Genomic DNA, 25707 nt, shown 5'->3' with positions numbered 1-25707 from the left:
GCCAAAAAGTTGTCAACTGATAGACCGCTATCGCGAGCAGGCTCACTCCTACAGGGGACCGGTGTGGGTCTGTCAGGTGCGGGTTGCGCCACGGGCGCTGGCGGCAAATTGGTCAACCGGCAGGACGTGTTTGCGTTCCAGCACGCGGTAAACCACGCCCGTCAGGATCAAACCGAACACCATCACGCCCGACAGGAAATACAGGCCGGACGCCAAATTGCCGGTGTATTCCTTCAACGCGCCAATCACAAACGGCCCGATGTACCCACCCAGATTCCCCACCGAATTGATCAACGCAATCCCCGCCGCCGCACTCGCGCCGGCAAAGAACCGTCCCGGCAAGGTCCAGAACACCGCCGTGCAGGAAAACAGCGCAAACGCCACCAGACACAGCGCCGCCAACTGCGCTACCGGCAACGACAGCCAGGCACTGAGGAACAAGCCAATCGCACCCAGCACATACAGAACAGCCAGATGTCCGTAACGATCATTTAAACGATCGGAACTGCGCGGCACGATCAGCAAACCGATAATCCCGAAGATGTACGGCACCGACGAGACGAAACCGGTGACCAGATCGCTGCCGCCAAACTGTTTGATCAGCGTCGGCAACCATAGACCGAGGCCATAAATGCTCAACGTCACCGGCAGATAGAACAGCGCCAAGAGCAAAACGCGTTTGTCTTTCAGCGCATGCAACGGGTTGCCGTGGCGGGTCTGGCCGTACTCCTGCAGGTCCTTTTTCAGCTCACCGGTCAGCCAGTCTTTCTCTGCCTGATCCATCCACTTCACTTGCTGCGGGCCGTCCGGCAACCAGCGCAACACCGGCCAGGTCAGCAGGATCGCCGGGGTGCCAATGACGATAAACAGCCACTGCCAGCCGTGCAGACCCAGAACGCCATCCATGCCGAGCAAACCGCCGGACACCGGGCCGGTGATCATCATCGCGATCGGCTGGGAAAGGATGAACAGGCCAAGGATCTTGCCGCGATGGCGTACCGGGAACCATTGGGTGATGTAGTAGAGAACGCCCGGAAAGAACCCCGCCTCGGCCGCGCCGAGCAGAAAGCGCATCACGTAGAAACTGTGCGGGCCCTGAACGAAGGCCATGCCGATGGTGATCGCGCCCCAGGTAATCATGATTCGCGCGAACCAACGCCGTGCGCCGAAGCGTTCAAGCATCAGATTGCTAGGGATTTCGAGGAGGAAATAACCAATAAAGAACAGCCCGGCGCCGAGGCCGTAGGCCGCGTCGCCGATACCGATGTCGGCGCCCATGTGCAGCTTGGCGAAGCCGACGGCGGAGCGATCCACATAGGCGATCAGGTACAGCAGGATCAGGAAGGGAATCAGTTTCAGCGTAATGCGCCGTATCAGCCGCAGTTCCTGGCTCATGAGATCGGTCTCCGATTGTTGTTTTTATAGAACCTCGGGGGACGCCTCTCACGGAAAACCGCCAGGGCCATCCCTCCGTCGAAAACGACTATATAGTAATACTAATTCACCAACAACACTTCCAAACCTTGGATTTTACGCTTAGATTAAGCCGTAGCTGGAACACTATAGTCATACAATAAGAGAATCGATCATGTCTGATAAGAAACCCACCCTGCGCTCCGCCCAATGGTTTGGCACGGCCGACAAGAACGGCTTCATGTACCGCAGCTGGATGAAGAATCAGGGCATCGCCGACCACCAGTTTCACGGCAAGCCGATCATCGGCATCTGCAACACCTGGTCGGAACTGACCCCGTGCAACGCGCACTTCCGCCAGATCGCGGAGCACGTCAAACGCGGGGTGATCGAGGCCGGTGGCTTTCCAGTGGAGTTCCCGGTGTTCTCCAACGGCGAATCGAACCTGCGCCCGACCGCCATGCTCACCCGCAACCTGGCAAGCATGGACGTTGAAGAAGCGATTCGCGGCAACCCGATCGACGGTGTGGTGCTGCTGACCGGCTGCGACAAAACCACCCCGGCGCTGCTGATGGGCGCGGCCAGTTGCGACGTGCCGGCCATCGTTGTCACTGGCGGGCCGATGCTCAACGGCAAGCACAAAGGCAAAGACATCGGTTCCGGCACGGTGGTCTGGCAGCTCAGCGAGCAGGTCAAGGCTGGCACCATCACCATTGACGATTTCCTCGCAGCCGAGGGCGGCATGTCGCGGTCGGCGGGCACCTGCAACACCATGGGCACCGCATCGACTATGGCGTGCATGGCTGAAGCACTCGGCACTTCGCTGCCGCACAACGCGGCGATTCCAGCGGTGGACGCACGACGTTATGTGCTGGCGCACATGTCCGGCATGCGTGCGGTGGAGATGGTGCGCGAAGATTTGAAGCTGTCGAAGATTCTGACTAAAGAAGCCTTTGAGAACGCTATCCGCGTGAACGCTGCTATCGGTGGTTCGACCAACGCGGTGATTCACTTGAAGGCCATCGCCGGGCGCATCGGCGTCGAGCTGGATCTGGACGACTGGACCCGCATCGGTCGCGGCATGCCGACCATTGTCGACCTGCAACCGTCGGGGCGTTTCCTGATGGAAGAGTTCTATTACGCCGGTGGCTTACCAGCGGTGCTGCGTCGTCTCGGTGAGGCCAATCTGATTCCAAACCCGAATGCACTGACCGTCAACGGCAAGTCGATCGGCGAGAACACCAAGGACGCGCCGATCTATGGCGAAGACGAAGTGATCCGCACCCTCGACAATCCGATCCGCGCCGACGGTGGCATCTGCGTGCTGCGCGGCAATCTGGCGCCACTCGGTGCGGTGCTCAAGCCCTCCGCTGCGACCCCGGAACTGATGCAGCATCGCGGGCGTGCGGTGGTGTTCGAGAACTTCGACATGTACAAGGCGCGGATCAATGATCCGGAGCTGGATGTCGATAAGGATTCGATTCTGGTGATGAAAAACTGCGGGCCGAAGGGTTATCCGGGCATGGCTGAAGTCGGCAACATGGGCTTGCCGGCCAAACTGCTCGCGCAGGGTGTGACGGACATGGTGCGCATTTCTGATGCGCGAATGAGCGGCACGGCGTACGGCACCGTGGTTCTGCATGTGGCGCCGGAAGCGGCGGCCGGCGGGCCTCTGGCGACGGTGAAGGAAGGCGACTGGATCGAGCTGGATTGCGCCACCGGGCGTCTGCATCTGGATATTCCGGATGCCGAACTGGCGGCACGCATGGCGGATCTGCAGCCACCGCAGCAGTTGCTGGTGGGCGGATATCGCCAGTTGTACATCGACCATGTGCTGCAGGCGGATCAGGGTTGTGACTTTGATTTCCTGGTCGGTTGCCGAGGCGCCGAAGTCCCACGCCACTCCCATTAACGGCCCAGCATCATAGCCTGCATTGGAATGTATTCCCCTGTAGGAGTGAGCCTGCTCGCGATAGCGGTGTGTAAGTTAGCAATTGTTCATCTGACACGCCGCTATCGCGAGCAGGCTCACTCCTACATTTGGTTTTGTGTACTCCCTCAGGATTGTGCCGTGCCTGCTATGATGCGCGGCATCTCCATCGCTCAGGATCGCGCCGTTCCCCATGGATTACCGCAAACCCTCCGACCGCAAAAGCATGCACTCGCGCATCGTCCAGGAACTGGGCATGCAGATCGTCTCCGGACGCTTCAAGCCCGACGACAAACTGCCCGCCGAAGCCTTGCTCTGCGAGGAGTACGCGGTCAGCCGGCCGGTATTGCGTGAAGCGACGCGGGTGTTGGTGGCCAAAGGTCTGGTGTATTCCAAGCCGCGTGTGGGAACTGTGGTCAAGGCCCGCCGCGAATGGCACATGCTCGACCCGGACGTGCTGCACTGGCTGATGCAAAGCAGCCCGCAGAATGAATTCTTCAATGTGCTGACCAGTGTGCGCAGCATTATCGAGCCGGCGGCTGCCGCCCTCGCCGCTCAACATGCGACCGAGGCTGATATTGCCGCGATCGGCGAGGCTTACCAGCGCATGGAAGCGGCGCCGACACCGGAAGCCTTGTTGCAGCCGGATCTGGATTTTCATAGCCGGATTGCCGATGCGACGCACAACGATTTGCTGGCGAACCTGTGCAACATGTTGTCGGTGGCGATTGCCGAAGCGTTGAAGCATTCGAATCAGCGGCCGAATCTGCATGAATTGGCGTTGCCGCGGCACAAAGCAATTCTTACCGCCATCGAAAACCGCGACGCCCTTGGCGCCCGGCATGCCACGCTGGTTCAGCTCGATGATGCGCGCAGTGCATTGAATGTTGTATTGGGCAACGACCCTGTGTAACCGCGCCCGCTTCAAGCTTTGAATGATTTGATGTGCGGTATCCCGTTACCGCACCTGAATACGTACTGCGTTTTACCGTGTGCAATCCCCAACGTGCCAAGGATTGCACTATGCCTACCTCCGACCCAACGGACTCAACCAATATCATCGCCCGGGCCGTCAGCGCCCGGTTCAGCAACCGCCCGACATTGCGCTCGGAAACCGCGCGTCTGCTCAAGGACGGCTTGCTGGAAAAATATCCCGACCTCGAGTTCGACCCCTATCTGACCCGAATTGCGCTGCCCATTCCCGGGGGCGCCTGGCGCCTGTCTTTATTACTCGACGAGGTACTGGAATACCTTGCCAGTGGCGTGAAACTCGACCTTTCCGATCAATACGATCGCAACTGTTTCCTGACCAACAAAGTCCCCAAGCAGATGCGCACCGGTAAGGGTTTCGCACCCTGGCCCGATATGCAGGTCATTTCCAACGTGATCCTCGAACTGCCGAGCATTGTGTACATCGGCTTGCAGGACGCTCTGACGAACTACTGGAGCGACGACAACAACACGGGGATCAGCCGCTGGCAATGGCTGGGTGACTTGCTTGCCGGGGTGTTGAAAACGGCAGCGGTTCGCCACGTCACTGTTGACGCCTTGCAGGCCGGAATACTGGCAGAGCTGGCTGAACACCCCGATCGCAGGCAGCGTCCGGGCAGTGCCCTGCAAGCCTGCACACTGCAAACGACACTGAGCAAAGGCAAGCGCTCGGCCACGTTGCAGGCACCCGATCTTTTGGTCAGCTGCGGGCAAACCCATCTATTGTGCAGTTTGACCGGTCGCGTCGAGGCCTATACATCACTGGAGAGTTTTGGCCTGGCGTGGGCCAAGCGTTTTCAACGAGACTTTTCGGCCGACGTGACGACCTGGAAGCGCTTCGAGCCTGACGGCAATATCTTCGACCTGCAGGCCGCCCTGCTGCTGAATCAGCAGTTGGACAATCTGGCAGCACTCAAGCTGCCCGCTAACCAAACTCTGGACGAATTGCAAAGGCGGATTGACGCAATCACTGATCTCGCCCGCGTGTTCGTCGACGAGACGCCCGATCTGCACAACCTTGTCCCGATCCAGGCGGGCCTTCCGGACTGGTTGCAAACAGCGAGTGCAGACAATCGAATGGCCTACCGGCAACACGTTCTGGCGCTCGCGAGGACCCGGCAGCAAACCCGGGGGCGATCCTTCAGTGACGGGATTGACGACCTTCACACCTTTGCGAAAAAAGCACTGCACAAGCAGATGCTGGAGGACAAACCCCAGGCGCCCGGTTACAACGCCGACGAATTGGAGCTGACCTTTCACGTGCCTGTCGGTGACATGGGCAGCGGCTACATCGAAAAGGTGAAAATGTCCCTGACCGAACTGGCAATCAAGAACCTTGCGGGCAAGCCAAAAGGCCGGATGACCATTCGGCACACAGGTAATCAACTGATTCAGGACTGGACCACCGAGGCGTACCTGCTGGATTTGGTAAAACGCGTCGATGTCGGCAAACACTATCCGCAACTGATCGATACGTTATTGCTGGGACACAGTACCGAGACGCGCGAGCGCGAGCGACTGTTTGCGCTGGAGCTTGCCATTCAGTTACCGCTGCAGGCGCTCGAACATTCGATTCGGGGCGAGCACGGTTTTAACCGACTGGGCTACCGGTACGTCAACGCGCTGATGAAGGGCAGCAGCACCGACCGCCTTGTCGAAGGGCAGGCCATCGTCATCAGGCCATTGGCGTTTCAACGCAAAGCAGATGCCGCCATCGATACAGTCGCCAACATGTTTGTCATCGAAGCCAAAGACCTGAATGCCGAGGGTCCCCACATTCTTTATCGCCCGCTGTATACGCCTGCCCTTCAGCAATACGCGAGTCGCAGGGATCTATTCAAGGCGATCGCCCTTCCCGGACCGCTGCAAGACAGTGTGCTGACATGGCTCACTGATCGAACCAGACCGATCTACGCCAACAACGGTTTCAATGAACCGCACATCCGCCATTTTCATATTGGCGACGAATTCCCTTCGTTCGAAAAACCTGCGCCCGCGATATTGGTTGGCAACGCAGCCGCCGCTGAATGGTTGAAGGCTGTCGAAGAGAATCGGGTATTGCGCAGCCTGTTCGTCAGCAATGCTCAGGCATTGGTCCAGTTTGCAGACCAGCAAGCTGTGTCCAATGCAGAGAGCCGCTGGGCGATCATGCTTGAAGGTGGCTGGCTGATCTTCAACCTCCTGCTCCTGCCGTTGCGCGGCCCGGCAATGATCGTCGGCTGGATGCTTCAGCTCACCCATAGCCTGATCAACGATATTCCGGCATTGGACAGTGATGATGCAACGACCCGGAACCAGGCGTGGACCGACCTTTTGTTGAATATTGGCCTGGTCGTGCTGCATGTGGCGAAGGAATCCAGTAGCGCCGCGTTGCCCGGTAGCGTCGACAGGGTCGTCCCGCTGGCTCTTGAACCGTTACGCCATCCATACCCGTCGCCATTTGATCCAGTGGTGCGTGAGGAGGCCCCCGGGTTGCCCTCCGCGCCACCTGGCGATGGCAATACGGTGCTGGATTTCAACTTCTCGACAGCCCGGGACTCGACTTCGGCCAGGTTGCTTGACACGTTTCGGGAGATGCATGTTCCGTGGCCGACACCTCTGCCCAGTCCGACCACAACCGGCCCTTTCAAAGGGTTATATCTGATTGCCAACGAGTGGCACGCCAGCCTTGCCGGCCTGCTGTTTCGCGTGCGTATCGTGCCGGGCTTCGGTGAGGTGTACCTGTTCCACCCGGACCATCCAGGCATCAAGTTACGAAGCAACGGCCAAGGGCAATGGCGTCTGGATCATGGCCTGAAACTGGGTGGCGGCGGTCCCAAAGCAAGAATCAGCAAGCAGCGAGACCAAAAAAATCGCCGCATCGAAAAACTGGATGAAAACTACGACAATTTTATCGCTCAGCAGGCGGGAGCTCAGGCACGCGTGGATTTCGCTGAACAGTTGATGAATCGCACGGGTATCACCGAGCCGGAACGAACGCGACTCAGGCAATTGTTCAGCGCCAAGCTGGAACAACAGACCGAAACCTACCTTCAGCAGATCGCCGAACAAAAGGAAATTGCCGAGCTGAAAAAAACCGATCCGGATGTTTCCCGCATCAGGCCATTGCTGAGAAACAGCATCAATAACCTCAGAAAACAGATCGTAATGGCTGACCTGGACCGTCGAGCCATAATCGTCAAATATCGCGAGTTCAACATTAATCGTGACCAAACCAGCGTAGCGTTGTTAACCGGAGGGGACGCCATGAGGAACCGCTACCTTGAGTTTCTCCGCGAAACCTCCACCGTCAATGAAACGATGATCAAGCTCTATGACGAAGTGGAAATCCGGTTGCAGGAATTGAAAAAGATCCCAGACAAAACCACGCCTTCTGCCTGGGAACAATTGACCAGTGGCCGCCCCGAAGAACTGACAGCCTTGCGACTCAGGGCTTTTCAACTTGGAGTACTGCGTCCGCTGAGTATCAAGACCCTGGAATTTGAAACCGTCGTCGGCCTGGACGACGCTGTTGAGCCTGTGGTGGTGCTGTCTCGTTCACACTCCGATCTGCAAGGCCTGGAAGTGTTTGACAGCAAGGAACGTATTGCCGTGTTTGACAACCTGGTCGAACGCTACGGCAAGGCGCAGGACGCGCTGGAAAGTATCGGCATTTTCAACAGCGAGGAACTGGAGCCGAGCAATTTCAGTCGCTTGCGCGAGATCATCGTCGAACTGCGCAACGACGCTGAACGTCGCTTGGCAGACGAACTGCAGCAACTGCCTGAACCGCCCGAGTCACCTGCTCCTCAAGCCGGCTCCAGCACTGCTGCGGCCAAACCTGCAAAACCTGCAAAACCCGCCAGACCGGTCAGGCCAAGGGCCAGTCACAAGCGCGTTATCAAAACCGACACAAAAGGTGTATTGATCGGCGACTTGCGTACCCCGGTAGCGGGTCAGGTCACGAACATCGTCGATGTCAGAAACCCGATGGACGAAGGCATCCTCGCTTCTTTCGAGGAAAAACAACCGGATGTCTGGAAGGAGATCACACCCCGCAGGGCCGACGCCGCGACGGTGGCAACGCCCTACTCACAACTGAAGGGTTATGCTCGAAAAGCCTTGGCCAAGGTTGACCAGGAGATGCTGAAAATCGAGGGGTATGCGCTCCGAGCCAGTTACCCCAAGGAGATTGAAGAACAGTTGCAGCGTGAGGCAACGAAACTCGCCGAATTTGCGAGCAAGCTCGAAAGCCATGTGCAGGCTCCAGCGAATAACGAGCCGGATGCCCGGCTGATCAGTCAACTAAGGGACAAGGCGACGGTTATCAATACCAAAGCCATTGAACTGCGCACACAGATGACGCTGGCCGCACCACCGACTAGCGAAGGAGTCGAGTATTTGCTGAACAAGAAAGTCATTTACGCTCGCACGGACGGTAAACGCGTTCAGCTGACAACCGGGCGAAAAGACTTCATGCAGGAATACACCTTGATGGTCAACGAGGACACTCCCCTTTGGTACGCGCACTTTCACTATGACAATCTCACTGACGCGAAGGCCAATTACAGACGCACACATCTGAAAACCAAAGATCAGCGATATGAAAACTACGAGACGGCGTTGGCGAAAGCCGCGGACTCACGGCAGAAAATCGACATCCATCGGGCGAACATCAGCGATGAACTGGCCCTGATATTCCTGCCAATTGAACCACGCTGAACCCAAAAAAAGCCGCAACCCTAAGGTTGCGGCTTTGTCGTTTCAGCGCTTCAGATCAATGCGCAAACAGCGAATTGCCCTTCTGCCCCGCCAGTTTCTCCGGCTTGATCAGGAACTTCGCCAGTGCCGGCAGCAGCCACAGCGCACCGAACATGTTCCACAGCAGCATGAAGGTCAGCATCAGGCCCATGTCGGCCTGGAACTTGATCGCCGAGAAGATCCAGGTGCACACGCCGATCGCCAGGCACAGGCCGGTGAACAGCACCGCTTTACCGGTGGATTTCAGCGTCTGGTAATAGGCCTCCTGCAACGGCAACCCGGCACGCAGGAAACTTTCCAGACGGCTGTAGATGTAGATGCCGTAGTCGACACCAATCCCCACACCCAACGCCACCACCGGTAAGGTCGCAACCTTCACGCCGATGCCCATGAACGCCATCAGCGCGTTGCCGAGTACCGAGGTCAGCACCAGCGGCAGGACGATGCACAAGGTCGCCGCCCACGAACGGAAGGTGATCATGCACATCACCGCCACGCAGATGTACACCAGAATCAGGATGGTCAGCTCAGCCTGTTTGATCACTTCGTTGGTGGCCGCTTCGATCCCGGCGTTACCGGCGGCGAGGATGAACTCCAGACCGTCCTTGTTATTCTCCTGGGCAAACTCCTGCACCGCATGTACCGCCCGATCGAGGGTTTCGGCCTTGTGATCGTTGAGGAACACCAGCACCGGCGCCAGCGAGCAACTGTTGTTGTACAGGCCGTCGGCACGGGCAATGGAGTTGTTCAGCACGTCCGGGTTGCGCGACAGGGTTTCCCATTTCAGGTTGCCTTCGTTCATGCCCTTGATCATCTGCTTGGACACGGTCACCAGCGAGATCGCCGACTGCACGCCCTCGGTGTTCTGCATCTTCCACATCAACTGATCGATCGGCGCCATGGCTTCATAACGCGAGCAGCCTTCAGCCTTGGTCTTGACCATCACCACCAGTACGTCAGAGCTGGTGGAGTAATTGCTGATGATGAAGTTGTTGTCTTTGTTGTAGCGCGAGTCCGGACGCAGTTCCGGCGCGCCCTGGTCGAGGTCGCCGATTTTCAGGTTCTGGCTGTACCAGAGGCCGCCGCCGAAGGCGATCAGCGCCAGCAGCACCGAGATGCGTGCGACTTTCGGGTTGGCAAAGTTCGACAGCAGGCGCCAGAACGGATGCTCGCGGTTGGCGTCCTTCTTGCTCCTGGCAATCGCACGTTTACTGATGCCGACATAGGAAATCGCCACCGGCAGCAGAATCAGGTTGGTGAACACGATCACCGCCACGCCGATCGACGCGCCAATGGCCAATTCACGGATCACGCCGATGTCGATGATCAGCAGCGTGATGAAGCCCACCGCATCCGCCAGAATCGCGATCATCCCCGGCAGAAACAGTTGCCGGAAGGTACGCCGCGCTGCGGTCAGTGCGTTGTCGGCCTCGCTGGATTGCAGGGCGATGCCGTTGATCTTCTGCACGCCGTGGGAAATACCGATGGCGAAGATCAGGAACGGCACCAGCATCGAATACGGATCGAGTCCGAAACCGAAGAAGTGCATCAAGCCGAGCTGCCAGACCACCGCCACCAGCGTCGTACTCAATACGGCGATGGTGCTGCGCACGCAGTTGGTGAACCACAGCAGCAGGATCAGGGTGATGACGAAGGCGATGCCGAAGAACAGCACCACCATCACCAGACCGTCGATCAGGTCACCGACCTTCTTGGCGAAACCGACGATGTGGATTTTGACGTTGGGGTTCTGCGCTTCGAACTTGTTGCGGATCTTGTCTTCAAGCTCATGGGAGAACTTGCGGTAGTCCAGCGCCAGTAACTTGCCCTGGTCTTCCGGATCCGGGTAGGACTCCAGCAGCGGAATGTCGACGATGCTCGACTTGAAGTCGTTGGCCACCAGACGCCCGACCTGACCGGACTTGAGCACGTTGTTACGCAACAGATCGAGGCTGTCCTGCGAGCCGTTGTAGCTCTGCGGGATCACTTCACCGCCGGCAAAACCCTCTTCGGTCACTTCGGTCCAGCGTACGCTCGGACTCCACAGCGACTTCAGGCCGGAGCGGTCGACGCCGGAGATGTAGAACACCTCGTCGTTGATCTGCCGCAGGGTCTCCATGTACTCCTTGGAGAAGATGTCGCCGTCCTTGGCTTCCACCGAAATACGCACGGTATTGCCGAGATTCGCCAGATCGTTGCGGTGCTCCATCATCTTCTCGATGAACGGATGCTGGAGCGGGATCATTTTTTCGAAACTGGTGGAAGGCCGGATCAGCGTGGCCTGCCAGAACAGGAAAATGCTCACCACTAGACAGATCAGGATTACTGCCGGGCGGTTGTTGAAGATCAGGCGTTCAAGAAACGTCGCCTTGTCCTGCTGAGGAGTGATCAAGGAAGTCATAGCCCCGCCTTCTTGTTATTGATCTCGGCACCGTTCGGCAGTGTGGTGTGAACGCCGCCCTGCCCGCTCAGAATCAGGTTGCCGTCGCCGGCCGCAGTGACCGATGACAGCGAAATGCGGTCCGGACGGTTGAACACGCTGAAGGTCTCGCCATTGTCACTGCTGCTGATCACCGAGCCGCCGTTGCCGACGATGACGATCGAGCCGTCTTCGAGCAGGGTCGCACCTGACAGGCCGAACTCCAGCGCCCCACGTGCAGCTTTCAGTTCGACCTGCTCCCAGGTGCTGCCGAAATCCGTGGAGCGATAAAGATTGCCGCGCAAGCCGTAGGCCAGCAGGGTTTGCGGTTGTGCCGTGCCGATCACGCCAAACAGCGAGCCTTCGTACGGGCCTTCGAGTTTTTCCCAGGTCTGGCCGTCGTCGGCGGAGCGAAACATGCTGCCCGACTCGCCGACGATGAACAGCCCGGCATCCTTCACCGCCGCGATGGCGTTGAGGTGGAACTGGTCTTCGTTGTCGAGGCGGTCGCTGACGTCTTGCCAGTTTTTACCGCCATCGGTGGTTTCCAGCAGCGCGCCGTACGCGCCCACGGCGAGGCCGCTGTTGACGTCCTTGAACCAGACGTCGAGCAGCGGCGATTCACGTTTGAGGTCTTCGAATTGTTTGGTCCAGGTCAGACCGCCGTCTGCGCTGGCGAGGATTTGCGCGTCGTGGCCGACCGCCCAGCCGTGCTTGTCGTCGACAAAGTACACCGCTGTCAGCAGTTGCCGGGTCGGCACTTTGGCTTGGGTCCAGGTTTTGCCCTGGTCATCGGAATAGAGAATGTGCCCGCGATCCCCGACCGCCACCAACCGTTTGCCGGCGTGGACAACATCGAGAATCAGGCTTTTCGCGGCTTTGGCGGATTCGGTGGCGTAGACCACGTCGGCTGGCGCCTCGGCGGCAATCACCGGTGCCGATAACGTGGCAAAGCCCAGCAGAGAGAGTGCTGTGGCCAGCAACGCGGTGTTGCGTAACGCCGGCGGGCGGCAACGACTCATAGACCTTCCCCTATTTATTATTGTTAGGCCATCTGGCCTTCAAGGGCGCCGCAAGTGTGCTCCGCTGATGGCTGCTCAGGAGCATAGTCCTGAAACCCGCAATCCAGAGCCACTTCGGAAGCTGGCTCATCCTATCGGGCTTTCGAAACGTCTGACAATCGGCGCCACGTTATCTTTTGTTAACCGCATTGCCGACGGATTCCCCTGTAGGAGTGAGCCTGCTCGCGATAGCGGTGTATCAGGTAAGAAATCATTGACTGACACACCGCTATCGCGAGCAGGCTCACTCCTACAGGGGTTGTGGGGGCTTTGGGAGTTGAATACATGACCATTCGCCGGGGTGATGCGGCAAAAGTCATCGAGGGGACTTGCACGATCGGTATTATGGTATACCATCAGACGCACAGACACTCTCAATACACCTACGGAGCAGCTCATGAGTTTCGAAATTCGCAAGATCGTCAGCTATGTCGAAGAAACCTTCATTGAAGGCGGCAAGGCCACTGACAAACCCGTGACCATGGTCGGCCTGGCCGTGGTGATGAAAAACCCATGGGTGGGCAACGGTTTCGTTGAAGACCTCAAGCCGCAGATCCGCGCCAATTGCTCCGACCTCGGCGCGCTGATGGTTGAGCGTCTGGTCGGCATCATTGGTGGTGCGGAAAAAATCGAGGCCTACGGTAAAGCGGCCGTGGTCGGTGCCGACGGCGAGATCGAACACGCCTCCGCCGTGATCCACACCCTGCGCTTCGGCAACCACTACCGCGAAGCCGTCAACGCCAAGAGCTACCTGAGCTTCACCAACAAGCGCGGCGGCCCGGGCACCTCGATTCAGATCCCGATGATGCACAAGGACGACGAAGGTCAGCGTTCGCACTACATCACTCTGGAAATGCAGATCGAAGACGCGCCGCGTGCCGACGAAATCGTCGTCGTGCTGGGTTGCGCCGACGGTGGTCGCCTGCACCCGCGCATCGGCAACCGCTACATCGATCTGGAAGAACTGGCCGCCGAAAAAGCCCAGTAATCACAATAAAAAGGCATTGCAGGAGCGCTCCATGATTCGGCTCACCGCTGAACTCACCCCGGCTGGCACCAGTTACCTGGCGACCGGCCAAGGCCAGCCCGTGGTTTTGATCCACGGCGTGGGCCTCAATAAAGAAATGTGGGGCGGGCAGATTGTCGGCCTGTCCAGCCAATATCGGGTGATCGCCTACGACATGCTCGGTCATGGCGCCAGTCCGCGACCGGCCAGCGGCACCGCCCTGCTCGGTTACGCCGATCAGTTGCTGGAGTTGCTCGATCACCTGAATCTGCCACAGGCAGCGGTGATCGGTTTCTCCATGGGCGGTCTGGTCGCGCGGGCCTTTGCCCTGCATTACCCGGAGCGCCTGCAAAGCCTGGTGGTCTTGAACAGCGTGTTCAATCGTAGCGAAGAACAGCGTGCCGGCGTCATCGCGCGCACCGCGCAAGCGGCCGAGCATGGCCCGGACGCCAATGCCGAAGCGGCGCTGTCACGCTGGTTCAGTCGCGAATATCAGGCGGCCAACCCGGCGCAGATCGCGGCGATTCGCCAGACCCTTGCCGGCAATGATCCGCAAGGCTATCTGACCACTTACGAATTGTTCGCCACCCAAGACATGTACCGCGCCGACGACCTGGGCAGCATTCAGGCGCCGACGCTGATCGCCACCGGTGAACTCGATCCGGGTTCGACCCCGGAAATGGCCGAGCAACTGGCCCGACGCATCCCCGGTGCGAAGGTTGCCGTGCTGTCTGAGCAACGGCATATGATGCCCGTAGAGTCGCCGCGTCTGGTCAATCAGACACTGCTGGAATTTCTCCAATTCGCACACTCCCGACAAAACCATATAAAGGGGATCGTTGCATGACGCTCGCACGCTTCCAGATGTGCATCGGCGGAGAATGGGTCGACGCCCTCTCCGGCAAGACCTTCGAAAGCCTCAACCCGGCCACGGCGCAAGCCTGGGCCCAACTGCCCGACGCTGATGAGGCGGACGTCGAACGCGCCGTGCAAGCGGCACAAACCGCCTTCGACAGCCCGGCGTGGCGCGGTCTGACCGCCACCGCACGCGGCAAATTGCTGCGTCGTCTCGGTGACTTGATCGCGGAAAACAAGGAACAACTGGCGCAGCTGGAAAGCCGCGACAACGGCAAGCTGATTCGCGAAACCCGTGGCCAGGTCAGCTATCTGCCGGAGTTCTTCCACTACACCGCCGGTTTGGCCGACAAGCTCGAAGGCGGCACGCTGCCGCTGGATAAGCCCGATCTGTTCGCCTACACCGTGCACGAAGCGATGGGCGTGGTAGCCGCGATCATTCCGTGGAACAGCCCGCTTTATCTGACCGCAATCAAACTGGCGCCGGCCCTCGCCGCTGGCAACACGATTGTGATCAAGCCGTCCGAGCACGCCTCGGCGACCATTCTTGAGCTGGCGCGTCTGGCCCTCGAAGCGGGGATTCCGCCGGGTGTGGTCAACGTCGTCACCGGTTACGGGCCGAGCACTGGCGCCGCCCTCACCCGCCATCCGCTGATCCGCAAGATCGCCTTCACCGGCGGCGCGGCGACGGCCCGGCATGTGGTGCGCAGCAGCGCCGAGAACTTCGCCAAGCTGTCGCTGGAACTGGGCGGCAAGTCGCCGAACATCATCTTCGCCGACGCCGATCTGGACAGCGCGATCAACGGTGCGATTGCCGGGATCTATGCCGCGTCCGGGCAGAGCTGTGTATCGGGTTCACGGCTGTTGGTGCAGGACGAAATCTACGACGAATTCGTCAATCGACTGGTCGAACGCGCCCAGCGCATCCGCATCGGCAACCCGCAAGAAGACAACAGTGAGATGGGCCCGATGGCCACCGCGCAGCAACTGGCGGTGGTCGAAGGTCTGGTCGCTGATGCCATAGCTGAAGGCGCCCGTTTGCGTACTGGCGGCAAGCGGCCAACGGATCTCGGCGAAGGCTGGTTCTACGAGCCGACGCTGTTCGAATGCGACCGCAATTCGATGAAGATCATGCAGGAAGAAGTCTTCGGCCCGGTGGCTTCGGTGATTCGCTTCAAAGATGAAGCCGAGGCGCTGGCGATCGCCAACGACTCGCAGTTCGGCCTCGCCGCCGGCATCTGGACCCGCGATCTGGGCCGTGCTCACCGCCTCGCTCGCGATGTGCGCTCGGGGATTATCTGGGTCAACACTTACCGTGCGGTGTCGGCAATGGCGCCGATCGGCGGCTTCAAGAATAGTGGCTATGGACGCGAAAGCGGCATCGATTCGGTGCTGGCCTACACCGAACTGAAAACGGTGTGGATCAACCTTTCCCAGGCGCCAATGCCTGATCCGTTTGTGATGCGCTAGGAGTCCTGCGAAATGATCGAACCCGGCATTTACAAAGACGTCATGAGCTCGTTCCCGTCCGGCGTCACGGTGGTCACCACCGTTGACCCCGAAGGCGGGATCGTCGGCATCACCGCCAGCGCTTTTAGTGCGCTGTCGATTGATCCGGCGCTGGTGCTGTTCTGCCCTAACTATGCTTCCGACACGTATCCGGTGTTGCGTGACAGCAAGAAATTTGCGATCCATTTGCTGTCCGCTGACCAGACAGCTGAGGCCTACGCCTTCGCCGGAAAGGGCAAGGACAAGGCCAAGGACATCGAGTGGCATTTGAGCGAGTTGGGTAACCCGATTCTGGCCAAGGCCACGGCGATCATCGAATGCGAGTTGTGGCGGGAATACGACGGTGGTGATCACGCGATCATTGTTGGCGCGGTGAAGAACCTGATCCTGCCCGCGCAACCGGTGACACCGATGATTTACCACAAAGGCAAGCTCGGGCCCCTGCCAACCCTGGCCTGACGGATTCACACAAAACCCTGTAGGAGTGAGCCTGCTCGCGATAGCGGTGGATCAGTCGACATCCATGTTGAATGTCAGTCCGCTATCGCGAGCAGGCTCACTCCTACAAGGGATCTGTGGTCACAGGAGGAATGATGAATAACGAAAAGTATGAAAAAGGCCTGAAGATCCGCACGCAGGTGCTCGGCGAAGCCTACGTTCAGCGTTCAATCGACAACGCCGACGATTTCACCCGCCCTCTGCAGGAAATGGTCACCGAATACTGCTGGGGCCATGTCTGGAGTCGCGACGGTCTGTCGCTCAAGGAGCGCAGCATGATCAACCTGGCGATGATCTCGGCGCTCAACCGTCCGCATGAACTCAAGCTGCATGTGCGTGGCGCCTTGCGTAACGGCCTGAGTCGTGAGCAAATACGCGAAATTCTGCTTCAGGTCGGCATTTATTGCGGCGTTCCGGCAGCCGTGGACAGTTTCCGGCTGGCCCGTGAAGCCTTTGCCGAAGCCGACGCCGAAGCCTCAGTCAACCCCTCGGCTGTTTAGATGCCCGTCTGGCATGGACAGCCAACTTAAAGAGCGGACCCCATGAAACGCCAGCCACTCGACGACAGCTTCAAGGTCAATCGCAACCCCGTTACCCTGCGCGAAATCGTGCTGGATAAACTGCGTAGCGCGATCATGAATTTCCAGCTCATGCCCGGCGATCGTCTGGTCGAGCGCGATCTGTGTGATCGCCTTGGCGTCAGCCGCACCTCCGTGCGCGAGGCCTTGCGTCACCTGGAATCCGAAGGTCTGGTCGAGTTCGCCGATGCCAAAGGCCCGCGTGTCGCCATCATCACGTTGGCCGACGCCGTCGATATCTACGAGTTGCGTTGCGTACTGGAAGGCCTGATCGTCCAGCTGTTCACCCTGCGTGCCAAGGCCAAGGACATCAAAGCCCTGGAAAAAGCCCTCGACGAAAATCGCAAGGCGCTCAAGGACGGCGAACTGCAACAGGTGATCGACTCGGTGCAGGGCTTCTACGATGTGCTGCTGGAAGGCTCGGGCAACCATGTCGCGGCGACTCAGCTGCGTCAGTTGCAGGCGCGCATCAGCTACTTGCGCGCGACCTCGGTGTCGCAGGAAAACCGTCGCGGCGCGAGTAATCAGGAAATGGAAAAAATGGTCGAAGCGATCAAGAGCGGTGATCCGCTGGTGGCGCATCAGGCCTGTGTTGATCACGTTCGCGCTGCCGCTGCGGTAGCGCTCGACTATCTCAAGCGCAAGCAGGAAGAGACCGGCTCTGTCGTTAAAGGCACGCCGGCCATGACCCTGCCGATCGCGCTGAAAGAACCGCGTATAGGTCACTGATATGTTCAGCCCGAGCTATTGCCCGAAATGCGGCGGCCCTGACCTCGGTCAGCAGGTACCAGCGGGCGATACGCACGAGCGCCTGATGTGTCGCGGTTGCGGCTACATCCACTACGTCAATCCGAAGATCATTGCCGGCTGCATCATCGAGCAGGACGGCAAATACCTGTTGTGCCAACGGGCGATCCCACCGCGCCCGGGCACCTGGACGCTGCCCGCCGGTTTCATGGAAAGCGGCGAGACCACCGAGCAAGCGGCCCTCCGAGAAGTCTGGGAAGAAAGCGGCGTGCGTGCGGAAATCGTCTCGCCGTATTCGATTTTCAGCGTGCCGAAGATCAGCGAGGTGTACATCATCTTCCGCGCGATCGCGCTGGAGATCACCGGGCAGTACGGGCCCGAGACCATGGATTACAAGTTCTTCGCGCCGGAAGACATCCCGTGGGAGCAGATCTATTACCCGGCGATCCGGCAGATTCTCGAACGCTATATCGAAGAGCGCCAGGCTGGGGTGTACGGGATTTACATGGGCAATGACGACAGCGGCAAGATCCACTTCATCCGCTGACAACGCAGCCCGCTCTTTGTAGGAGTGAGCCTGCTCGCGATAGCGGTGTGTCAGTCGGTGAAAATTTTGACTGATAAACCGCTATCGCGGGCAGGCTCACTCCTACAGGGGTTTTGTGGTGTGGCTTAAACTGGGGCGATGCCTTCAACGATGATGATCTCCGCCCTCGCCCATTCTTCCCGATAACTTTTCGCCTCCTGGTACGCCGCCGAGTGGTAGCAAGCCACAGCCTTCTCATAGCTCTCGAACTCGATCACCACGCTGCGCTGCGGCGTCTCGCGCCCTTCCATCGCCTCGCTGCGCCCGCCTCTGGCCAGAAACTTCGCGCCAAACTCAGCGAAGGCTGCCGGCGCGCGCTGGGTGTATTGGCTGTAGTGATCGGCATCGGCTATATCCACATGAGCAATCCAGTACGCCTTCATAGTGACCTCTCTGTTGATTTTGTATTATGGTATACCAATATATTTCCAACGAACCCTGAGAGTCCAGCATGGCCTTCAACAGCATTGAAGAAATCATCGAAGATTATCGTCTCGGCAAAATGGTTTTGCTGGTCGATGACGAAGACCGCGAAAACGAAGGCGACCTGTTGCTGGCCGCCGACCGTTGCACGCCCGAGGCCATCAGTTTCATGGCCCGAGAAGCGCGAGGGCTGATCTGCCTGACATTGACTGACGAACATTGCCAGCGTTTGGGCCTGGAGCAAATGGTCCCGGCCAATGGCAGCGTGTTCAGCACCGCGTTTACCGTGTCGATAGAAGCGGCGGTTGGCGTGACAACCGGCATTTCGGCGGCGGATCGCGCCTGCACGGTCGCCGCCGCCGTCGCACCGAATGCCCGTGCCGAAGACCTGGTGCAGCCGGGGCACATCTTCCCGCTGCGCGCCAAGGAAGGTGGCGTGCTGACTCGCGCGGGTCACACAGAAGCGGGTTGCGATCTGGCGCGTTTGGCCGGTTTCACCCCCGCCTCCGTGATCGTCGAGGTGATGAACGACGACGGCACCATGGCCCGGCGCCCGGATCTGGAAGTGTTTGCGCGCAAGCACGGGATCAAGATCGGCACCATCGCTGACCTGATCCACTATCGCCTGAGCACCGAGCACACCATCGAACGGATTGGCGAACGCGAGCTGCCGACGGTGCATGGCACGTTCCGTTTGATCACCTTTGAGGATCGCATCGAGGGCGGCGTGCACATGGCGATGGTCATGGGTGATCTGCGCCGTGAAGAGCCGACACTGGTGCGTGTGCATGTAATCGATCCGCTGCGTGATCTAGTCGGCGCGCAATACAGCGGGCCGACCAACTGGACGCTATGGGCGGCGCTGCAACGGGTTGCGGCTGAGGGGCATGGGGTTGTTGTGGTGCTGGCCAATCACGAGTCTTCGCAGGCGTTGCTGGAGCGGGTGCCGCAATTGACTCAGCCGCCGAGGCAGTTCAGCCGTTCGCAATCGCGGATTTATTCCGAGGTGGGGACTGGGGCGCAGATTTTGCAGAATCTGGGGGTTGGCAAACTGCGTCACCTAGGCCCGCCGCTGAAGTATGCGGGGTTGACGGGGTATGACCTGGAAGTGGTCGAGAGTATTCCGTTTACCGAGTGAAGCTGCCCTCACCCCAGCCCTCTCCCGGAGGGAGAGGGAGCTGACCGGGTTGTTTGAACGCTATACACCGACCTGAGATACCGAGCCGAACTCAGGTTTTGAACAGCCTCCGATCGGCCCCCTCTCCCGAAGGGAGAGGGCTGGGGTGAGGGGCTGGATCTAACATTCACAAAAAACATCCAAGCCGAACGCATCAAATAACCGCCCGGCCAGATAACCGGTAAGGCAAAGTGCTTGCACAAAGTTTGGAATACCATAATATGATATTCCATAGACCGGACGCTCCAATGAACGTCCAGCTACTGCTCCCGACAGGCGGGCAACAACGCAAGCCCGCTCAAAAACACAACAATGAGGGCGTGAACATGGTGTTGAACAAAGCTGCAACCGCGATCTTTTTTGCGGGACTGCTCAGCGTCACCGGCCAGGCTGCAATGGCGGCCGAAAGCGTGAACTTCGTCAGTTGGGGCGGAAGCACCCAGGATGCGCAGAAACAGGCCTGGGCCGATCCGTTCAGCAAGGCCAGCGGCATCACCGTCGTGCAGGACGGTCCGACCGACTACGGCAAACTCAAAGCCATGGTCGAGAGCGGCAACGTGCAATGGGACGTGGTCGATGTCGAAGCCGATTTCGCCCTGCGCGCCGCCGCTGAAGGCCTGCTCGAACCCCTCGATTTCAAAGTGATCCAGCGCGACAAGATCGACCCGCGTTTCGTCAGCGATTACGGCGTCGGCTCGTTCTTCTTCTCCTTCGTCCTCGGCTACAACGAGGGCAAACTCGGCGCCAACAAACCGCAGGACTGGAGCGCCCTGTTCGACACCAAAACCTACCCCGGCAAACGCGCCCTGTACAAATGGCCAAGCCCTGGCGTGCTTGAACTGGCGCTGCTGGCCGACGGCGTAGCGGCTGACAAGCTCTACCCGCTGGACCTGGATCGCGCCTTCAAGAAACTCGACACCATCAAGAAAGACATCGTCTGGTGGGGCGGCGGCGCGCAGTCGCAGCAACTGCTGGCGTCCGGTGAAGCGAGCATGGGCCAGTTCTGGAATGGTCGCATTCATGCCCTGCAAGAAGACGGCGCACCGGTCGGCGTGAGCTGGAAACAGAACCTGGTCATGGCCGACATTCTGGTCATCCCTAAAGGCTCGAAAAACAAGGACGCGGCGATGAAGTTTCTCGCCGCCGCCAGCAGCGCCAAAGGCCAGGCCGACTTCTCCAACCTGACCGCCTACGCCCCGGTCAACCTCGACAGTGTGGAGCGTCTGGATTCGACGCTGGCCCCCAACCTGCCGACTGCCTACGCTAAGGATCAGATCACTCTTGATTTCGCGTACTGGGCCAAAAACGGCCAGGCCATCGCGACACGGTGGAACGAATGGCTGGTCAAATGAAAATGGCGGCCACCGCGTCCCGTCCCTCCACTGCCACCGGGAGCGCCGCAAGCGCTGCCGGTTCGGCCCACGGAACACAGGCGGTTGCGATGCAGCAAGCCCCGTCACTCAGACAACGCTGGCGCGGCGCCGGCAACCTCGCCCCGGCGCTGTTGTTCATCGGCCTGTTCTTTCTCGCGCCGTTGATTGGCCTGCTGTTGCGCGGCGTGCTCGAACCGACGCCAGGCCTCGGCAACTATGAACAACTGTTCGCCAACTCGGCCTATGCCCGCGTCCTGCTCAACACCTTTTCGGTGGCCGGGCTGGTGACGCTGTTCAGCCTGTTGCTGGGCTTTCCGCTGGCCTGGGCGATCACTCTGGTGCCGCGCGGCTGGGGACGCTGGATTCTCAACATCGTGCTGCTGTCGATGTGGACCAGCCTGCTCGCCCGCACGTATTCGTGGCTGGTGCTGCTGCAAGCGTCGGGCGTGATCAACAAGGCTCTGATGGCGATGGGCATCATCGATCAACCGCTGGAAATGGTCCATAACCTCACCGGCGTAGTGATCGGCATGAGCTACATCATGATCCCGTTCATCGTGCTGCCGTTGCAGGCGACCATGCAGGCCATCGATCCGATGATCCTGCAGGCCGGATCGATCTGCGGCGCCAGCCCATGGACCAACTTCTTCCGGGTGTTCCTGCCGCTGTGCCGGCCGGGTCTGGCCTCCGGTGGGCTGATGGTGTTCGTCATGTCGCTCGGTTACTACGTCACCCCGGCGCTGCTTGGTGGGGCGCAGAACATGATGCTGCCGGAGTTCATCATTCAGCAGGTGCAATCGTTCCTCAACTGGGGCCTGGCCAGTGCCGGCGCCGCGTTGCTGATCGCGATCACTTTGGTGCTGTTCTACTTCTACCTGAAGCTTCAGCCGGAATCCCCGGTTGGCGCCAGTAACGCGAGGTAAGCCGACATGCTCCTGACCCCCAATGCGATGAGCCGGCGCATGCGTTTCGGCCTCTACGCCACCACCGGGCTGATCGGTCTGTTCCTGCTGTTGCCGATCGTCTTCATCGTGCTTTTGTCGTTCGGTTCGTCGCAGTGGCTGGTGTTTCCACCGCCGGGCTGGACGCTGAAATGGTACGGCCAGTTCTTCTCCAACCCGGACTGGATGAACGCTGCAGCGGCGAGCCTCAAGGTTGCTGTGCTGACGACGATCTTTGCCGTGGCCCTTGGTTTGCCGACGGCGTTTGCGCTGGTGCGCGGACGCTTTCCCGGTCGGGAAATGCTCTACGGTCTGTTCACCCTGCCGATGATCGTGCCGCTGGTGATCATCGCCGTGGCGGTGTACGCGCTGTTCCTCAAGCTCGGTTACACCGGGACGATGTTCGCCTTCGTCGTCAGCCATGTGATCGTCGCGTTGCCGTTCACCATCATCTCGATCATCAACTCGCTGAAGCTGTTCGACCAGTCGATTGAAGACGCGGCGGTGATCTGCGGTGCTTCACGCCTGCAAGCGGTATTCAAAGTGACCTTTCCGGCGATTCGTCCGGGCATGGTCGCCGGCGCCCTCTTCGCCTTCCTCGTTTCGTGGGACGAAGTGGTGCTCAGCGTGATGATGGCCAGCCCGACCCTGCAAACCCTTCCCGTGAAAATGTGGACCACCCTGCGCCAAGACCTGACGCCAGTGATCGCCGTCGCCTCGACGCTGCTGATCGGCTTGTCTGTTTTGGTCATGGTCATCGCCGCCGCATTGCGCCGGCGCAACGAAATCAGCGCCTGAGCGCCCAGGAGTACGACATGAGTGCCGTGATCAAAGACGCTTCCCAGCAGAACGACAAACCCCTGGTCAGCCTGCGCAACCTGAACAAGCACTACGGTGATTTTGCCGCCGTCGACAACATCTCGCTGGACATCAAGGACGGCGAGTTCCTGACCTTCCTCGGCTCCAGCGGCTCGGGCAAAAGCACCACGCTGTCGATGCTCGCCGGGTTTGAAACGCCGAGCAGCGGCGAGATCCTCGTTAACGGCCAATCGCTGGTGAACGTGCCGCCGCACAAGCGTGACATCGGCATGGTGTTCCAGCGCTATTCGCTGTTTCCGCATCTGTCGGTGCGCGACAACATCGCCTTCCCGTTGGCGATTCGCAAACTGGCCGCTGCCGAGCGTGACAAGCGTGTCGATGCGATGCTGAAACTGGTGCAGTTGGAACAGTTCGCCCATCGCCGCCCTTCGCAACTGTCTGGCGGCCAGCAGCAACGTGTCGCCATTGCCCGGGCGCTGGTTTACGAGCCACGCATTCTGTTGATGGACGAACCGCTCGGTGCTTTGGATAAAAAGCTGCGTGAAGATCTGCAGGATGAACTGCGCCAACTGCATCGTCGCCTGGGCATCACCATTGTTTACGTGACCCACGACCAGGAAGAAGCCATGCGTTTGTCGCAACGCATCGCGATTTTCAGTCACGGCAAGATTGTTGGTCTGGGTAGCGGTTATGACCTGTATCAGAATCCGCCGAATGCGTTTGTGGCGTCGTTTCTAGGCAATTCGAACTTCCTCAAGCTCAAGGCGCAGGGCAATGCGGCGGCTTCGTTTGAAGGGCAGTCATTGTCGATTCGACTGACCGCTGGGTTGCACACCGATCAGGACGTTTTGCTGATGGTGCGGCCGGAAAAGGCACTGGCTTTGAGCGTGGCGCAAGCAATCAGCGAACCGCTGCCGTCGGGCTGGAATGAGGTTTCAGCGAAGGTCGTGGAGGTGTTGTTTCTGGGTGAGAGCCAGACCTGCAGCGTAGTCACCTCGGGCGGCACGTCGATGACGGTGAAAGCACTGTCGGCGGCGGGCATGCCGCTCAAGGCTGGCGACCCAGTGCAAGTGCGCTGGGCCACTGCCGACGCCTGCGTCTACACCGAATGGACCGAAAGCGACCTGAACAAGGCTGCCGGCGCTCACTGATAGCGTGTTGCCTGTGAGATTTACCCCCTCACCCCAGCCCTCTCCCCCAGGGGCGAGGGAGAAAGGGAGCCGATCTCCATGTTGTTCAAAACCTGAGTTCGACGCTGCATTCTCAGGTCGGTGTAACTTGTCCAATCAACCCGGTCAGTCCCCTCTCCCTCTGGGAGAGGGCTAGGGTGAGGGAACCAGTCGACGCGGTATCAGACAATAGCGCGGTAGCCTTCAATCTCATCCGGCCACACGGTCAGGATCTCAAACCCCGTCTCCGTCACCGCCACCATGTGCTCCCACTGCGCCGACAACGAGCCATCCCTGGTCAGCACGGTCCAGCCATCCGGCATGTTCTTTACATGGCGTTTGCCGGCATTGAGCATCGGCTCTACGGTAAAAATCATCCCCGCCTTAAGCTTCATGCCCTGATCGGGAAAGCCGTAATGCAGAATCTGCGGCTCATCGTGATAGACCTTGCCGATCCCGTGCCCGCAATACTCGCGCACCACGCTGAAGCCTTCCTTCTCCGCCAACGTCTGGATCGCGTGGCCGATATCGCCCAAGGTGGCGCCTGGCTTGACCACGCGAATCCCCGCGCACATGGCGTCATAGGTAGTCTTGATCAGATGCTGCGCCTCAGGTGTCGCCTCGCCGACCACGTACATGCGGCTGGTATCACCGAACCAGCCGTCCTTGATCACCGCGATGTCGAGGTTGACGATGTCACCATCTTTCAGCGGAGTGCCCGACGGAATCCCGTGGCAGACCACATCGTTGACCGACGCGCAGACGGTTTTCGGAAAACCGTGATAACCGACGTTGGCCGGAACCGCTTTCTGCACGTTGACGATGTAGTCGTTGCACAGTTTGTCGAGTTGATCAGTGGTGACGCCAGCCTTGACGTGCGGCACCAGCATCGCCAGCACTTCAGCGGCGAGTTTGCCGGCAGCGCGCGATTGCGCGATGTCGGCGGGGGTGTTGATCTTGATCTGGTTTCTCATGCGCTGACGGCTTCCTGAGTCAGTTGTTGCAAATCCAGCCCGCCGTTCTGTTCGGCGCGGATCAGCAAGCGGCAAATGGCGCTGTGGTCGAGGTTGGGGTGCAGTTCGGCGAGCATGCCGATGCGCATCCAGTGCTCGGCCTGCGCGTTGATCGAGCGGCTGAGTGCATTGCTGGAGATGCGCAGGTTCTCGTGCATGTCCTCTGAAATCTTTACGATGCCCATATATGAACCATATACGATGTGTATATAGATCGTATATTAGCCAACCTCTATTAAAAATTGCAAATACGACCCTTGGAGGAGCTGCCGAAGGCTGCGATCTTTTGATCTTGCTCTCCAAAAACAAAGTCAAAAGATCGCAGCCTTCGGCAGCTCCTACAGGGATTTCGCTGAATTTTGGGCAAAAAAAAGCTGCCAAAAATGGCAGCAAAAACTTTAAGAACACGCGATGTATTGGCCTCAGCATAAACGCCGGATAATGACAGTGTCATGACAGC

General features: G+C 59.2%; 21 protein-coding genes. 15 read left to right on the top strand and 6 right to left on the bottom strand.

Annotated elements, in window-relative coordinates; translation table 11 throughout:
• Positions 1-72: 72 nt before the first annotated feature.
• Complete coding sequence (locus PspR84_RS12155; protein WP_038368111.1) at positions 73-1395, bottom strand: MFS transporter; 1323 nt, start codon at positions 1393-1395, stop codon at positions 73-75.
• Between the two features lie 193 nt (positions 1396-1588).
• On the opposite strand from PspR84_RS12155, the gene PspR84_RS12150 reads away from it, so the two are divergent.
• From PspR84_RS12150 to PspR84_RS12140, 3 genes are all read left to right on the top strand, one after another.
• Positions 1589-3325, top strand: a complete 1737-nt coding sequence (locus PspR84_RS12150; protein ID WP_007917984.1) for an IlvD/Edd family dehydratase — start codon at positions 1589-1591, stop codon at positions 3323-3325.
• Positions 3326-3536: 211 nt separating this feature from the next.
• A complete protein-coding gene (locus tag PspR84_RS12145) occupies positions 3537-4256 on the top strand; it encodes a FadR/GntR family transcriptional regulator (protein ID WP_160057435.1) in 720 nt (239 codons plus the stop codon).
• Between the two features lie 110 nt (positions 4257-4366).
• Positions 4367-9034, top strand: a complete 4668-nt coding sequence (locus PspR84_RS12140; protein WP_160057434.1) for a DUF6543 domain-containing protein — start codon at positions 4367-4369, stop codon at positions 9032-9034.
• Positions 9035-9089: 55 nt separating this feature from the next.
• Here the strand turns inward: PspR84_RS12140 and PspR84_RS12135 are convergent, their stop codons facing one another.
• On the bottom strand, positions 9090-11474 hold the full coding sequence (locus tag PspR84_RS12135; protein WP_160057433.1) for an RND family transporter: 2385 nt from the start codon (positions 11472-11474) through the stop codon (positions 9090-9092).
• Complete coding sequence (locus PspR84_RS12130) at positions 11471-12514, bottom strand: YCF48-related protein (RefSeq protein ID WP_160057432.1); 1044 nt, start codon at positions 12512-12514, stop codon at positions 11471-11473. The genes PspR84_RS12135 and PspR84_RS12130 overlap by 4 nt, the downstream gene beginning before the upstream one ends.
• 436 nt (positions 12515-12950) lie before the next feature.
• On the opposite strand from PspR84_RS12130, the gene PspR84_RS12125 reads away from it, so the two are divergent.
• The 7 genes from PspR84_RS12125 (at position 12951) to PspR84_RS12095 (ending at position 18293) form a co-directional block, all read left to right on the top strand.
• The gene (locus PspR84_RS12125; RefSeq protein ID WP_007917992.1) at positions 12951-13541 is read left to right on the top strand and encodes an amino acid synthesis family protein; all 591 of its coding nucleotides are present in this window, start codon (positions 12951-12953) and stop codon (positions 13539-13541) included.
• 31 nt (positions 13542-13572) lie between these two features.
• Complete coding sequence (locus PspR84_RS12120) at positions 13573-14406, top strand: alpha/beta fold hydrolase (RefSeq protein ID WP_160057431.1); 834 nt, start codon at positions 13573-13575, stop codon at positions 14404-14406.
• A complete protein-coding gene (locus PspR84_RS12115) occupies positions 14403-15884 on the top strand; it encodes an aldehyde dehydrogenase (RefSeq protein ID WP_160057430.1) in 1482 nt (493 codons plus the stop codon). Before PspR84_RS12120 ends, PspR84_RS12115 begins: the two co-directional genes overlap by 4 nt.
• Positions 15885-15896: 12 nt before the next feature.
• Positions 15897-16382: a flavin reductase family protein gene (locus PspR84_RS12110; protein ID WP_016984497.1), complete on the top strand. Its 486-nt coding sequence runs from the start codon at positions 15897-15899 to the stop codon at positions 16380-16382.
• 134 nt (positions 16383-16516) lie between these two features.
• Positions 16517-16921, top strand: coding sequence for a carboxymuconolactone decarboxylase family protein (locus PspR84_RS12105; RefSeq protein ID WP_160057429.1), 405 nt, complete (start codon positions 16517-16519; stop codon positions 16919-16921).
• A 42-nt stretch (positions 16922-16963) separates the two neighbouring features.
• The gene (locus tag PspR84_RS12100; protein ID WP_053121182.1) at positions 16964-17728 is read left to right on the top strand and encodes a GntR family transcriptional regulator; all 765 of its coding nucleotides are present in this window, start codon (positions 16964-16966) and stop codon (positions 17726-17728) included.
• A gap of 1 nt (position 17729) precedes the next feature.
• Positions 17730-18293: an NUDIX hydrolase gene (locus PspR84_RS12095; protein ID WP_160057428.1), complete on the top strand. Its 564-nt coding sequence runs from the start codon at positions 17730-17732 to the stop codon at positions 18291-18293.
• A 125-nt stretch (positions 18294-18418) separates the two neighbouring features.
• Here PspR84_RS12095 and PspR84_RS12090 read toward each other — a convergent pair whose 3' ends face one another.
• Positions 18419-18715: a DUF1330 domain-containing protein gene (locus tag PspR84_RS12090; RefSeq protein WP_160057427.1), complete on the bottom strand. Its 297-nt coding sequence runs from the start codon at positions 18713-18715 to the stop codon at positions 18419-18421.
• Positions 18716-18783: 68 nt separating this feature from the next.
• Here PspR84_RS12090 and ribBA point away from each other — a divergent pair, with 68 nt between their 5' ends.
• The 5 genes from ribBA to PspR84_RS12065 all read left to right on the top strand — a co-directional run bounded on the left by ribBA (position 18784) and on the right by PspR84_RS12065 (position 24216).
• Entirely contained in the window at positions 18784-19893 is a 1110-nt protein-coding gene (ribBA, locus tag PspR84_RS12085; RefSeq protein WP_160057426.1) for a bifunctional 3,4-dihydroxy-2-butanone-4-phosphate synthase/GTP cyclohydrolase II, read from the top strand.
• Between the two features lie 365 nt (positions 19894-20258).
• On the top strand, positions 20259-21284 hold the full coding sequence (locus PspR84_RS12080; RefSeq protein WP_127926899.1) for an ABC transporter substrate-binding protein: 1026 nt from the start codon (positions 20259-20261) through the stop codon (positions 21282-21284).
• A complete protein-coding gene (locus PspR84_RS12075; RefSeq protein WP_174244503.1) occupies positions 21281-22228 on the top strand; it encodes an ABC transporter permease in 948 nt (315 codons plus the stop codon). The genes PspR84_RS12080 and PspR84_RS12075 overlap by 4 nt, the downstream gene beginning before the upstream one ends.
• Before the next feature lie 6 nt (positions 22229-22234).
• Positions 22235-23044 (top strand): ABC transporter permease, encoded by an 810-nt coding sequence (locus PspR84_RS12070; protein ID WP_122594265.1) that lies wholly within the window; start codon positions 22235-22237, stop codon positions 23042-23044.
• 17 nt (positions 23045-23061) lie between these two features.
• Positions 23062-24216: an ABC transporter ATP-binding protein gene (locus PspR84_RS12065; RefSeq protein WP_095050091.1), complete on the top strand. Its 1155-nt coding sequence runs from the start codon at positions 23062-23064 to the stop codon at positions 24214-24216.
• Between the two features lie 200 nt (positions 24217-24416).
• Here the strand turns inward: PspR84_RS12065 and map are convergent, their stop codons facing one another.
• Positions 24417-25208, bottom strand: a complete 792-nt coding sequence (map, locus tag PspR84_RS12060) for a type I methionyl aminopeptidase (protein WP_160057424.1) — start codon at positions 25206-25208, stop codon at positions 24417-24419.
• On the bottom strand, positions 25205-25432 hold the full coding sequence (locus PspR84_RS12055; RefSeq protein ID WP_007918027.1) for a ParD-like family protein: 228 nt from the start codon (positions 25430-25432) through the stop codon (positions 25205-25207). Before PspR84_RS12055 ends, map begins: the two co-directional genes overlap by 4 nt.
• Positions 25433-25707 lie beyond the last annotated feature (275 nt).

Source organism: Pseudomonas sp. R84, from assembly GCF_009834515.1.
Classification (GTDB): domain Bacteria; phylum Pseudomonadota; class Gammaproteobacteria; order Pseudomonadales; family Pseudomonadaceae; genus Aquipseudomonas.
Note: the sequence above shows the minus strand (reverse complement) of the source record. Positions and strands in the feature narration are given on the sequence as shown.